At 70.3% G+C, this 11,542-nt stretch carries 15 protein-coding genes and 1 pseudogene; 7 read left to right on the forward strand and 9 right to left on the reverse strand.

What is annotated here, in order from left to right:
* A partial coding sequence (locus FV222_RS08055; protein ID WP_187277260.1) for a cytochrome b/b6 domain-containing protein occupies positions 1-286 on the forward strand: 286 nt, incomplete at its 5' end.
* Positions 287-302: 16 nt separating this feature from the next.
* Here FV222_RS08055 and FV222_RS08060 read toward each other — a convergent pair.
* The 3 genes from FV222_RS08060 to FV222_RS08070 all read right to left on the reverse strand — a co-directional run bounded on the left by FV222_RS08060 (position 303) and on the right by FV222_RS08070 (position 2,015).
* A complete protein-coding gene (locus FV222_RS08060) occupies positions 303-842 on the reverse strand; it encodes a metal-dependent phosphohydrolase (RefSeq protein WP_147762151.1) in 540 nt (179 codons plus the stop codon).
* Positions 843-977: 135 nt separating this feature from the next.
* Positions 978-1,298 carry a hypothetical protein gene (locus tag FV222_RS08065; RefSeq protein ID WP_147762152.1) on the reverse strand — a complete coding sequence of 107 codons (321 nt, stop codon included), beginning with the start codon at positions 1,296-1,298 and terminating at the stop codon, positions 978-980.
* Between the two features lie 99 nt (positions 1,299-1,397).
* Positions 1,398-2,015 (reverse strand): TetR/AcrR family transcriptional regulator, encoded by a 618-nt coding sequence (locus tag FV222_RS08070; RefSeq protein ID WP_187277261.1) that lies wholly within the window; start codon positions 2,013-2,015, stop codon positions 1,398-1,400.
* 139 nt (positions 2,016-2,154) lie between these two features.
* Here FV222_RS08070 and FV222_RS31840 point away from each other — a divergent pair.
* Positions 2,155-2,550 (forward strand): annotated as a pseudogene (locus tag FV222_RS31840) (aldehyde dehydrogenase family protein); the annotation flags it as partial.
* A 334-nt stretch (positions 2,551-2,884) separates the two neighbouring features.
* Here the strand turns inward: FV222_RS31840 and FV222_RS31845 are convergent.
* The gene (locus FV222_RS31845) at positions 2,885-3,337 is read right to left on the reverse strand and encodes a hypothetical protein (RefSeq protein ID WP_281406875.1); all 453 of its coding nucleotides are present in this window, start codon (positions 3,335-3,337) and stop codon (positions 2,885-2,887) included.
* On the opposite strand from FV222_RS31845, the gene FV222_RS31850 reads away from it, so the two are divergent.
* The 5 genes from FV222_RS31850 to holA all read left to right on the forward strand — a co-directional run bounded on the left by FV222_RS31850 (position 3,218) and on the right by holA (position 6,211).
* The gene (locus tag FV222_RS31850) at positions 3,218-3,535 is read left to right on the forward strand and encodes an aldehyde dehydrogenase family protein (protein WP_281406024.1); all 318 of its coding nucleotides are present in this window, start codon (positions 3,218-3,220) and stop codon (positions 3,533-3,535) included. The two genes, FV222_RS31845 and FV222_RS31850, sit on opposite strands and share 120 nt — an antisense overlap.
* A gap of 33 nt (positions 3,536-3,568) precedes the next feature.
* A complete protein-coding gene (locus tag FV222_RS31045) occupies positions 3,569-4,090 on the forward strand; it encodes an SDR family NAD(P)-dependent oxidoreductase (RefSeq protein ID WP_246685374.1) in 522 nt (173 codons plus the stop codon).
* A 59-nt stretch (positions 4,091-4,149) separates the two neighbouring features.
* Entirely contained in the window at positions 4,150-4,491 is a 342-nt protein-coding gene (locus tag FV222_RS31050; protein WP_246685375.1) for a hypothetical protein, read from the forward strand.
* A gap of 75 nt (positions 4,492-4,566) precedes the next feature.
* Complete coding sequence (gene lptE / locus FV222_RS08085; RefSeq protein ID WP_147762154.1) at positions 4,567-5,127, forward strand: LPS assembly lipoprotein LptE; 561 nt, start codon at positions 4,567-4,569, stop codon at positions 5,125-5,127.
* Positions 5,128-5,182: 55 nt separating this feature from the next.
* On the forward strand, positions 5,183-6,211 hold the full coding sequence (gene holA, locus FV222_RS08090; RefSeq protein ID WP_147762155.1) for a DNA polymerase III subunit delta: 1,029 nt from the start codon (positions 5,183-5,185) through the stop codon (positions 6,209-6,211).
* Between the two features lie 340 nt (positions 6,212-6,551).
* On the opposite strand, the gene FV222_RS08095 is transcribed toward holA, so the two are convergent.
* The 5 genes from FV222_RS08095 to mnmG form a co-directional block, all read right to left on the reverse strand.
* The gene (locus FV222_RS08095) at positions 6,552-6,803 is read right to left on the reverse strand and encodes a hypothetical protein (protein WP_147752572.1); all 252 of its coding nucleotides are present in this window, start codon (positions 6,801-6,803) and stop codon (positions 6,552-6,554) included.
* Positions 6,804-7,081: 278 nt separating this feature from the next.
* Positions 7,082-7,978: a ParB/RepB/Spo0J family partition protein gene (locus tag FV222_RS08100; RefSeq protein WP_147752578.1), complete on the reverse strand. Its 897-nt coding sequence runs from the start codon at positions 7,976-7,978 to the stop codon at positions 7,082-7,084.
* Between the two features lie 204 nt (positions 7,979-8,182).
* Complete coding sequence (locus FV222_RS08105) at positions 8,183-9,028, reverse strand: ParA family protein (protein WP_147762156.1); 846 nt, start codon at positions 9,026-9,028, stop codon at positions 8,183-8,185.
* Positions 9,029-9,100: 72 nt separating this feature from the next.
* Entirely contained in the window at positions 9,101-9,733 is a 633-nt protein-coding gene (gene rsmG, locus FV222_RS08110) for a 16S rRNA (guanine(527)-N(7))-methyltransferase RsmG (RefSeq protein ID WP_147762157.1), read from the reverse strand.
* Positions 9,733-11,542: tRNA uridine-5-carboxymethylaminomethyl(34) synthesis enzyme MnmG (gene mnmG / locus FV222_RS08115; RefSeq protein WP_147813772.1), on the reverse strand; the 1,810-nt coding region annotated here is incomplete at its 5' end. The genes mnmG and rsmG, both read right to left, overlap by 1 nt.

Raw genomic sequence — 11,542 nt, forward strand, 5'->3', positions numbered from 1 at the left:
GGCCGGGCGGGCGGCGGTGGCGGGCCATGCGCTGATCTACGCGCTGATGGTGATCGTGCCAGGAATCTCGCTGCTGCGTCAGTACGGGTCCGGCAAGGGGTTCTCCCCCTACGGCATCCCGCTGATGCCGGTTCGCGACGAGAAGATCGCCTGGATGATGATCCCGGGCGACCTGTTCCACTATTGGCTCGGCTTCGTCCTCATGGCGGTCGTCCTCGGCCACGTCGTCATGTCGGTGCTGCACCGCGTGTTGTGGAAGGAAGACGTCCTGGCGCGGATGGCGTGACCGGGACGCCGGGGCCTCAGGCTCGTCCGCGATCCTGCCAGCCCTTCGCGCGGGCGGCCGCGCGCAGCGACGCCGTCGACGGCTCGTACTTCGCCAGGAGCCGGGCCCGGGTCGCCGCGTCCAGCTTGGCCAAGCGGTCCGGGTCGGCGTTGTCCTCGTTGTCGGAGAGCTTCACGAGGATGGCGGGCAGCGAGGCATGCGCGACGATGCCCGCGATGAAGTCGGGATACGGCGTCTCCGCAAGGTTCGACAGCGTGGTGACGCCGTGCACGACCCGCTCGGAGAAGCCCTCGGCCAAGAGGTGGTCGCCGTCGTAGGGCGTGTCCTCGATCACGTCGTGGAGCCAGGCGATCTGAAGCAGCTCGCACACGGTCTCGCCCGAGAGGATGCCGGGGAGGCCGGCGAGCTTCGCGCTGGCTCGGCCGACGACGCGCACGAGGTGGGTGACGTAGGGATCGCCCGCCTTGTCCGTCTGCGTGTCGTGAACGGCGCGGGCGAACGCTTCGGCGTCGCTCGCCGTCCTGCGTAGGGGGCGAAGGAGGAGGGGCCTGGTCATGGCGCCAACCCTACAAGCTTCGCGTCGAGGCTGGCTACGACGAGCGATGGCGACGATCGCACGGCCGTGACGGCGCTCGCCGAGCGCCGTCGGCATCGTATCGCGTGCCGAACGCATCTCGGCGATCGGCCGGCGTCAGGTTCGACGCACGCCGTACCGCTCGGCGAGATCGAGAAGGTGATGGCCGTGGATGGTGCGGTCCGCCCGGTTCACGACGACGGCCAGGAACAGGTCTCCGACATCCGTCCCGATCAGCACCTGATCGAACCGGCCGGCCGCGTCGCGGTAGACGCTGGTCACGTCGAGGATCTCCGTGGCGCGTCCCAGCGGCAGCGCGATCGCGTCGACGTAGGGCCAGACATCGACGACCGCCTCCGCGGTCGCCGTCATGTTCCGCATCGGAGCGGAAAAGCAGGTGGCGAATTCGTCGGCGGAGAGGAGGCGGGTCGCGGCCATCACCTGTTCACGCCTCGCGTCTCGGTGCGGCCCTGACCCTGCCACGTCCGAGCGAAGCGTGACCCGCGCCCTCCGCCCGCCCAACCCGCCGGCGACCGGTCACGAGCGGCTCGCGTTCGCGCGGACGCCGACCATGAAAGTCGCGGTGAAGGTCGTCACGACCTCGAACGGATCGATCGGGCCGCCATGCCCCTCGATCCGGTCGTCGAGCAGCAGGGTGGCGATCCCGTGCACCATCGACCACAGCGCCAGCGTCTCGGCGACGGCGGGCTCGGGCACGCCGGCCGTCAGCACCCCGGCCCGCACCATCGCGAACACCCCGTCGGCCGCCGCCTTCAGCTCGACGTACTGGGGCTTGGCGAGGTCCTTGCCCATCATCAGCCGGAACACCGCCGGCTCCGCCAGGGCGAAGCGCAGGTACATGTGACCGATCGCGGTCACGCGCGCGGTCGGATCCTCCGGAGCGATGGCCTCCTCGTAGAGCGCGCCGAGCCGCTGGAATCCGCCCGCCGCGATCTCGGCCAGCAGCGCCTCCCGGTTCGGGAAATGCCGGTAGGGCGCATTGTGCGAGACGCCCAGCGCCCGCGCCACCTCGCGCAACCCGACCTCGGCGATGCCGCGCTCGACCAGGATGCGCTCGGCCTCGACGCGCAGCGCCGTCTTTAGGTCGCCGTGGTGATAGGCCGAGCCTTTTCCCAGTCCCCGCCGTTCCGCCATCCGCATCGGTCCCGAAATAGTCCGCCACTCATGTTGACGCCGCCAACTTACCCCATATGTTGGCGCCATCAATATGACGACACCAAAGACCGACCCGGCGTAGAACTCAAACCCTCCCGGTGCCGCAGCGGAGGCCGGACGTCCGATCGCCGCGCAGAAGGCGGCGTTCCTCCTCGACATGAACCCGCCGCGCTCGATCCGCGTCGACCGGCTGAACCGCATTGAGGCGATGCTGAACCAGCACGGCGCCGCGTTCGCCGCCGCGATCTCGGCGGACTTCGGCACCGGTCCGGACCTCGTCACGGTCATGGCCGAGATCACCCCGGTGATCGCCGCGGTGCGGCACGCGCGCAAACGCCTCGCGCGCTGGTCGAAGCCCCGCAGCATCGGCGTCGAGATGGCGTGGCGTCCCGGCACCGCGAAGGTGATCCCCCAGCCGCTCAGCGTCGTCGGCATCATCGCGCCCTGGAACTACCCGCTCCAGCTCGCCCTCGCCCCCTCGTCGCGGCGCTCGCCGCCGGCAACCGCGCCCTGATCAAGCCGTCCGAGCTGACGCCCCGCCTGAGCGCTCTGCTCAAGGCCAAGGTCGCCGAGTACTTCGACGCCGACGAGGTCGCGGTCGTGACGGGCGGCGCCGAGGTCGCCAGCGCCTTCTCGGCGCTCCCCTTCGACCACCTGCTGTTCACCGGCTCGACGCCGGTCGGCCGCAAGGTCGCCGAGGCGGCCGCGCGCAACCTGACGCCGGTGACGCTGGAGCTGGGCGGCAAGTCGCCGACGATCATCGATCCGTCGGCCGACCTGACGAAGACCGCCGAGCGCCTGACCTTCTCGAAGTTCCTCAACGCCGGCCAGACTTGCATCGCGCCCGACTACGCGCTGATGCCGTGCGCCATCCAGGCCGGTTTCGTCGAGACCATGAAGGCGGCGATCGCCATGCAATACCCCACGGTCGCGGGCAACGCCGACGACAACACCATCGTCAGCGACCGCCACGCCGACCGCCTGCGCGGCCCGATCGAGGACGCCCGCATCAAGGGCGCGACGGTGGTCACCGTCGGGTCGGCGGGCGACGACCGACGCACCATCGCCCCGACGCTGATCCTCGACGCGACGCCCGCGATCGCGGTGACGCAGGAGGAGATCTTCGGGCCGATCCTGCCCCCATCGTCACCGCCGACACCCTGGAGGCGGCGCTGGCCTTCATCCACGCGCGCGACCGGCCGCTGGCGCTCTACTGGTTCGGCAACGACCGCGCCAAGCAGAAGACGGTGCTCGCCCAGACGATCTCCGGCGGTGTCTGCATCAACGACGCGATGGTCCACTACCTCCAGGAGAAGCTGCCCTTCGGCCGCGTCGGCGCCTCCGGCATGGGCCACTACCACGGCGAGTATGGCTTCAAGACCTTCTCCAAGGAGAAGCCGGTCTTCGTGCAGTCGCGCTTCTCCGGCGCCTCGATGGTCTACCCGCCCTTCACCGGCTTCTCGCGCAGGTTCGTCAACGTCCTGCGGAAGATGGCCTGATCGATCTCGAAACACCCGACGAGGAGAGACGCAATGAAGGCCTACCTGACGAAGTGGGTGCCGCCCCGCGACGACTTCCTGCCCACCATCACCGAGCATGAGAAGGCGCTGTTCCAGCAGCACGGCGAATGGCAGGCGGACTTGCGCGAGCAGCGCCTGATCGTCGCCCACGGCCCGGTGATCGACCCGGCGGGTAGCTACGGCGTGGCGCTGTGGGAGATCGCCGACGACGCCGACATCGCGGCGCTCACGGCCGACCTCACCGACGCCTCGGCCCTCGAGGCGGTCGCCGAACGCCTTCGGACTGGCGCCGCGATCGACATCCTGGTGAACAACGCGGGCTCGACCCTGCCCGGAGGCGTCGTCGGGGCCGACCTCGCGGCGATGGACCGCCTGCTCAGGCTCAACGTCACGGCTCCGACGATGCTGGCTTCGGTCGCCGCCACCGGCATGGCCGCGCGCGGCGCGGGCGCCATCGTCAACATCGCCTCGGCCCTGGCCTTCATCCCGGACCTGTTCCCGGCATCTATTCCGCGACCAAGTCCTACCTGCTGACCTTCTCGCGCGGCCTGGCCGCCGAGGTCGGCCCGCGGGGCGTCTACGTCCAGGCCGTGGTGCCGGCCGCCACCCGGACGGAGCTGTGGGAGCATGCCGGCGCCGACGTGAACCGGATTCCCGGCGTCATGGACGTCGACGCCCTGGTCGACGCCGCCCTGGTCGGGTTCGACCGCAAGGAAGAGGTGACGATCCCAGCGATCCACGACCTGTCGGCCTGGGAGGCGCTGGAGCGCGCCCGCGGCGTGCTGGCGTCTGGCTTCCAACAATCCGAGCCGGCGCCCGCTACCGCCCCTGACGAATGCCCGCCCGAAACCCGTCGGCGGCTCCGGCCGTCGACATCCCGGGCCGAAGGCCCATCCAACTCCCGCCGCAGACGAATCGTAAGGGAACCGTCGTAGGGTCGTGGCGCCGGGCCGTTCGCTCGCGCTAAAGAACTCGAGACGGTGGCGGACGGTGGCGGGCTGATGAGGCGGATGGCGGACACAACGATCGGGACCGCGGCGGCACGCGCCGCGATGCGGGCGGCCCGGCTCGCCTGCGTCGCGGGCTTGGCGCTGAACCTCTCGGCCTGCTTCCGCCCGCTCTACGGGCCGACGGCGTCGGGCGAATCGCTGCCAGCGCTGCTCGCCGGCATCCAGGTCGACGACATCGCGATGGCGCGCGACCAGGAGCGCATCGGGCACTACCTGCGAAGCGAGCTGATCTTCGCGCTCGACGGCTCCGGCCAGCCCGGGCCGAAGCGCTACCGGCTCAAGCTCCAGGGCAGCGAGTCGGTGCAGACGCCGATCGTCTCGACCACCACGGGCCGCGCCGAGGCCGGCACCATCGTCGGCGTGGTCAAGTACAGCCTGGAAAACCTCGACGGCACCAAGATCATCACCGAGGGCGTGGCGACCTCGACGGCCACCTACGACCGCTCGGTGCAGCGCTTCGCCTCCCTGCGCGCCGCCCGCGACGCCGAGATCCGCCTCGCCTCGGTCCTCGCCGACCAGATCAAGACCCGCCTCGCCTCGGTGCTCTCGGCCAAGCCGTGAAGTCGCTTCAGTCGGAGCGCTCCGCCCGGACGCCTCGGCGCACCGGAGACCTCGCGTGACCGCGGTCAAGGCCGGTGAGATCGAGGGGCTGCTGCGGCGCGGGCCGGACCCGCGCACGCCCGTGATCCTGCTGTTCGGCCCCGATACCGGGCTCGTCGCCGAGCGCGCCAAGCAGCTCGCCGAGGGCTTCGTCACCGATCCGGGCGACCCGTTCGCGCTGGTGCGGATCGACGGCGACGCACTCGCCGGCGATCCCGGCCGGCTGGTCGACGAGGCCGGCACCGTCGGGCTGTTCGGCGACAAGCGCGCGATCTGGGTGCGGCCGACGAGCCGCCCGATCGCGCCCGCGGTCGAGGCGCTGCTCAAGGGCGAGATCCATGGCACGCGCATCGTGATCGAGGCCGGCGACCTGGCCAAGGCCGCCCCCTTGCGCACCCTGTGCGAGAAGTCGGCCAAGGCGCTGGCGATCCCGTGCTACGCCGACGACGCCCGCGCGATCGCCGACCTGATCGACCGCACCCTGGAGGGACGCGGCCTGCGCATCGACCGCGACGCCCGCACGCTGCTGGCCGAGAGCTTGGGCGGCGACCGCCGGGCGAGCCTCGCCGAGATCGAGAAGCTCGCGCTCTATGCAGCCGAAAAAGGAAGCGTCGGCCTCGACGACGTCGAGGCGGTGGTGAGCGACGTCGCCGGCAGCCAGCTCAACACCCTGATCGACGCCGCCTTCGCGGGCCAGGGCGACGTGGTGGAGCGCGACATCCGCCGCTTCCGGCACGAGGGCCTCGATCCGTCGGCGATGCTCGGCTCCGGCCTGCGCCACGCCCTGCAGCTGCTCGCCGTCCGAATCGAGGGGGGCGACAAGGCGCCGAGCCTGGTGGTCGCGAGTTGGCGCGGCCTGCACTTCAAGCGCAAGGGCAGCATCGAGACCCAGCTCGCCCGCTGGAGCCCGAACGCCCTTCGCCAGGCGGTGCAGATCATCCAGGAGGCGATCCTGGCCTGCCGCCGCTCCGATCCGGGGCTGGCCCACGCCCACGCCTCCTCCGCTCTGCTGCGGATCGCGACGCAGGCGGCGCGGCGGCGCTAGAACATCTTCAAGCGCGGTGGACGTCGGCTCGCGTGATGAGAATGCGACCCCACAGCCATCGGCCGACGGCGTGCGCACGAGGCCGGTCAAGCGCGCCGCTCTTCCCTCTCCCCTGTGCGGGTGAGGGGATGCACATCGCCGTGGCGACCAACTCGGGGCACCCCGCAGTCGATTCGGCTACCGCGACCCGGCGGCCCATCACGGCGCACGTGAGCGTGGCAGCCGGTCCAGTCCGAGGCCTCCGGCCACCACGAGGGCCGGCACCACCAGGCACTTCACGTCTTCGATCGTCTCGGCCACCGGTCATCTCCGATCTCACCGCTCAGCGAGTCTCGGGAAGTCAGTGCCTGACCTTCGTCTCGCGCTTGTAGCGCGTGATCGCCGACGCGCAGTCGGGGGAGAGCTTCTTCAGGTTGGCGCGGAAGCAGGCCTCGACCGCCGGGCCGCCGGGCGGATGCTCGCTGCAATGCTCGAGGTAGTCGCCGGTGCAGTTCAGCTTCAGCACCTCGCGCAGGGGGTTCGTCTGCGCGAGCCCGGCGCCGGGAAGCGCGAACAGGCCGGCGGCGAGGAGGGCGGTGCGGAGGCGGGGCATGGGATGTCCGTAGAAGCCAAGGGTCTGCGCCGTCCGCGGTGGCGATCGAAGACGGCCGATAGGTGCGGACGGGTCGAGTGCCTGACGGATGAACCCGGCGCGAGTCTTAAGATCGGTGATCGGCGCGCGAAATCGAGCGGCCGCCGCGCGAGGGCGCGGCTGGCTTCTAAGGAGAGACGCAGGCGTGCTTCAAGGCAAGCGCGCGCTGAAGCCGTCCGGGCGGACGCACAGACAAAAGATTCGGACGCCGCGATAATCCAGCCGCCCGGCCTCGGCGGTCAGCCGGCGTCCGGCACCTGGAAGCGGCGGCACAGATCCTCGAACTCCTGAGCGGTGCCGTAGCGGATGCGGATCTCGCCGGCCTCAGGCGACTTCGCCTTGAGGGTCACGCCAAGGCCCAGCGCCAGGGCGAGGCGGCTCTCCAGCGAACGCACCTCGGCGGTCTTCTCGGTCAGGCCTCGCGGTCGGCCAGGACGCGGCACGTCGTCGGCCTGCTGCTCGGAGGCCGCGATCGCCTCGACGTCGCGCACCGTCAGCCCTTCCTCGACGATGCGCTTGGCCACCAGCTCGGGCGCGCGCACGCCGAGGAGCGCGCGGGCATGGCCGGCGGTGATCTCGGCCGCGACCAGACGCTCCTGCACCTTCGCCGGCAGGTTGAGCAGGCGCAGGGTGTTGGCGAGATGGCTACGGCTCTTGCCCAGGATCTCGGCCAGTTCGCGCTGGGTGTAGGAGAACTCGCTCATCAGGCGCTCGTAGCCCGAGGCCTCCTCGATGGCGTTGAGGTCGGCGCGCTGGATGTTCTCCAGGATAGCGAATTCGAGGGAGGCGCGGTCGTCGATCTCGACCACGACCACCGGCACCTCGTCATGCCCGGCGCGCTGGGCGGCGCGCCAGCGGCGCTCGCCGGCCACGATCTCGAACGTGCCCGGCACCTCGCCGAGTGCCCGCACCACGATCGGTTGGATGATGCCGCGCATGCGGATCGAGGCGGCGAGCTCGTCGAGGTCGGCCTCGCTGAAGCTGCGGCGCGGGTTGCGGGGGTTCGGTCGTAGGAACTCGACAGCGACCTTGCGCTGGGGCTGCACCTTGCCCGCATCGTTGCCCGCATCGCCGAAATCGCCGATCAGGGCTGCGAGCCCACGCCCCAGCCGGGGCCGTGCCACCTCGTCCGCCATTCCGCTCACCCATTCACTCCGTTACGCACGCTTCGTACTCGTCTTCGCAAAACCCCACCCACGCCCCTCATCCTGAGGTGGCGGAGTGCAGCGGAGCCCGCGAAGGAGACTTCCAGGGATCGCCCGCCGCCTGGAGTTCTCCTTCGAAGCCCGCTCACGCAGGCGCCTCAGGATAAGGTCGCCTGATGGGACAGGCGCTTTCCCTCACGCCGCAGCCGGCACCCGGCCCTCCCGCTGAATCACCTCAGAGGCGAGCCGCAGGTAGGCCTGCGAACCCGCGCATTTCAGATCGTACAGCAGCACGGGCTTGCCGTGCGAGGGCGCCTCCGACACGCGGACGTTGCGGGGGATCATGGTCTCGTAGACCTTCTCGCCCATGAAGCCGCGGACATCCGCCACCACCTGCGTCGACAGGTTGTTGCGCGGATCGAACATCGTCAACACGATGCCCTGGATCGTCAGCTTCGGGTTCAGCGCGCCGCGCACCTGCTCGACGGTACGCAGCAGCTGACTCAGGCCCTCCAGCGCAAAGAACTCGCATTGCAGCGGCACCAGCACGGCGTCGGCGGCAGCGAGCGCGTTGATGGTCAGCAGGTTCAGCGAGGGCGGGCAATCGATCAGCACGTAGCTGACGTCGCGCGTGGTGTTCGAATCGCGAAGGCCCTTCAGCACGTTGCGCAGGCGGTGCGCCCGGTCGGGCAGCGAAGCCAGCTCCAGCTCCAGCCCGAGCAGGTCCATGGTCGAGGGCGCCACCGACAGCCGCGGCACGGCGGTCGGCACCACCGCCTGCGCCAGCGAAGCCTCGCCCGCCATCACCTCGTAGGTGGAGACGCGGCGCGCCCGGCGGTCGATGCCCAAGCCCGTCGAGGCGTTCCCCTGCGGGTCGAGGTCGATCACCAGCACCTGTTCGCCGATGGCGGCGAGCGCCGTGCCGAGATTGATCGCCGTCGTGGTCTTGCCGACGCCGCCCTTCTGGTTGGCCAACGCCAGCACCCTGAGTGGCCGCGCCGGAGCCTCGGCCGCAGGATTGGGAATCGCGTCGCTTGTCATGGGGGCCTGGCTGACCTGGGCTCTCGGAGTGACGGATCGGTGCGCGTCGCGTATGCGCGACGGATATCGGATCTACGAGCTTTTGGACGCGAGGGCGGTGACGCGGACGATCCGGGCGGCCGACTCGGTTCGGCTCGGGACAAGCTCGTGACCGACTGTCCACCGCGCCGCGGCATCGGTCAATTCCGCAGCAGCCTCGCGACCCTTCGGAAACAGCCCGGTGGTGCCCGTTTTCAACAGCGGCTCGGTCCAGGCGAGAAGTTGGTCAAGGGGGGCGAGTGCCCGGGCGCAGACCACGTCGACCCCGCGATGATCGCTGATCACAGCCTCGATCCGGGCATTGTGTACCCGCACCGACGCACCGGTGACCCGCGCCGCCTCGGTGAGGAAGGCGCATTTGCGCGCGTTGCTCTCGACCAAATCCACACGGATGCCTGGCGGCCCGGCGATCGCCAGGATCAACCCTGGAATGCCGGCGCCGGACCCGAGATCGAGCCACGTGCGCGCCTCCGGCATCAAATCGAGCAGCTGCAGCGCGTCGGCGATGTGCCGCGTCCAGACCTCGGCCAGCGTCGCCGGCCCGACGAGGTTCTTGATCGTCTGCCAGCGCACCAGCTGCGCCACGTAAAGATCGAGCTTTTGCGCTGTTTCACGTGAAACATCCGCCGTGGCGAGGACGCTGTCGCGATCGTTCGAGCCTGCCATCAGGCGCCCACACCGGTCGTATCGCCCCGCCGCGCGTGCGCCGCCAGCAACGTCAGTGCCGCCGGGGTGACACCTTCGATCCGCGCCGCCTGGCCCAACGTGCCAGGCCGCACGGTCTCGAGCTTGATCCGCATCTCGTTGGAGAGCCCGGCGATCCGTCCGTAATCGAGGCGCACGGGCAGACGCACCGCCTCGTCGCGCCGGAAGGCGGCGATGTCGGCGTTCTGGCGGTCGAGGTAGACGGCGTAGGTGGCGTCCGTTTGGAGCCGTTCGGCGATGCGCGGGGAGACGGCGTTCAGCTCGGGCCAGACCGCCGCGAGCCGGGGCCAGTCGAGATCAGGGTAGGACAGGAGCTGGAACGCGTTGCGGCGGATGCCGTCCTGGTTGAGCGCGACGCCGTAACATTGCGCCTGGGTCGGCGTCAGGCTCAATGCGTCGAGCCGAGCCCGCACGGCCGAGAGTTCGGCCTGCGAGGCGGAGAAGTGCGCCGCCCGCCGGGTCCCGACGCAGCCAAGCGCCTGCCCACGCGGGGTCAGCCGCTCGTCGGCGTTGTCTACCCGCAGGGAGAGGCGATACTCCGAGCGCGAGGTGAACATGCGGTAGGGCTCGCTTACCCCATGGGTGACGAGGTCGTCGATCATCACGCCGAGATAGGATTCCGCCCGGTCGAAAGTCGTGACCGCTGCGCCCCCGGCAATCCGCGCGGCATTGATCCCGGCAACCAGCCCCTGCCCCGCCGCCTCCTCGTAGCCGGTGGTGCCGTTGATCTGTCCGGCGAGCAGCAGGCCCGGCAGGCGCTTGGCTTGAAGCCCGGCATCGAGCTCGCGCGGGTCGACATAATCGTACTCGATGGCGTAGCCCGGCCGCAGGATCCGCGCCGCCTCCAAGCCCGGGATCAGCGCGATGAGCCGATGCTGCACGGCCTCCGGCAGCGCGGTCGAAATGCCGTTCGGGTAGATCGTCGGGTCGTCGAGCCCCTCCGGCTCCAGGAAGATCTGATGGCCCTCGCGATCGCCAAAGCGTACCACCTTGTCCTCGATCGAGGGGCAGTAGCGCGGGCCGCGGCTGCTGATCCCCCCGGAATACATTGGCGATAGGTGCAGGTTGTCGCGGATCAGGTCATGGACGGCTTGCGTCGTGCGGGTGATGCCGCAGCGAATCTGCGGGTTGGTGATCCGATCGGTCAGCGCAGAGAACGGCACAGGCTCGGCGTCGGCCTCCTGCATCTCCATGGCCGACCAGTCGATCGTGCGGCCATCCAGCCGCGGCGGCGTACCGGTCTTCAGGCGGCCGAGCCGGAAGCCGAGACGGTCCAGGGTCTGCGCCAGCCCAATTGCCGGCGCCTCGCCGACGCGGCCAGCCGGAATCTGGACCGGGCCGATATGGATCAGCCCGCGCAGGAACGTGCCGGTGGTGAGCACCACCGCGCCGCAGCGGAGCCGCCGCCCGTCACCGAGAACGATGCCGGCGACGCGGCCGTCGCGAGCCGTCAGATCCTCGCAAGCGCCCGCGAGCACCGTCAAGTTTTCGGTTTCGGCGACCGCCGCCTGCATCGCCGACCCGTAGAGCTTCCGGTCGGCCTGGGTGCGGGGGCCACGCACCGCCGGCCCCTTTCTCCGATTCAGCAGCCTGAACTGGATGCCGGCCGCATCCGCCACTCGGCCCATCAGGCCGTCGAGGGCATCCACCTCGCGCACGAGATGGCCCTTGCCGAGGCCGCCGATCGCCGGGTTGCAGGACATCGCGCCGACGGTCGCCGCATCGTGGGTCACGAGCGCCGTGCGGGCGCCGCACCGCGCGGCGCTCGTG

Source organism: Methylobacterium sp. WL103 (assembly GCF_008039885.1).
GTDB lineage: Bacteria > Pseudomonadota > Alphaproteobacteria > Rhizobiales > Beijerinckiaceae > Methylobacterium > Methylobacterium cerastii.

Excerpts from the sequence above, each read along its gene's own strand:
- FV222_RS08060 (WP_147762151.1), bottom strand. The coding sequence starts at position 842 with ATGACCAGGCCCCTCCTCCTTCGCCCCCTACGCAGGACGGCGAGCGAC.
- FV222_RS08065 (WP_147762152.1), bottom strand. The coding sequence starts at position 1,298 with ATGGCCGCGACCCGCCTCCTCTCCGCCGACGAATTCGCCACCTGCTTT.
- FV222_RS08070 (WP_187277261.1), bottom strand. The coding sequence starts at position 2,015 with ATGGCGGAACGGCGGGGACTGGGAAAAGGCTCGGCCTATCACCACGGC.
- FV222_RS31045 (WP_246685374.1), top strand. The coding sequence starts at position 3,569 with ATGAAGGCCTACCTGACGAAGTGGGTGCCGCCCCGCGACGACTTCCTG.
- lptE (WP_147762154.1), top strand. The coding sequence starts at position 4,567 with ATGGCGGACACAACGATCGGGACCGCGGCGGCACGCGCCGCGATGCGG.
- FV222_RS08095 (WP_147752572.1), bottom strand. The coding sequence starts at position 6,803 with ATGCCCCGCCTCCGCACCGCCCTCCTCGCCGCCGGCCTGTTCGCGCTT.
- FV222_RS08100 (WP_147752578.1), bottom strand. The coding sequence starts at position 7,978 with ATGGCGGACGAGGTGGCACGGCCCCGGCTGGGGCGTGGGCTCGCAGCC.
- FV222_RS08105 (WP_147762156.1), bottom strand. The coding sequence starts at position 9,028 with ATGACAAGCGACGCGATTCCCAATCCTGCGGCCGAGGCTCCGGCGCGG.
- rsmG (WP_147762157.1), bottom strand. The coding sequence starts at position 9,733 with ATGGCAGGCTCGAACGATCGCGACAGCGTCCTCGCCACGGCGGATGTT.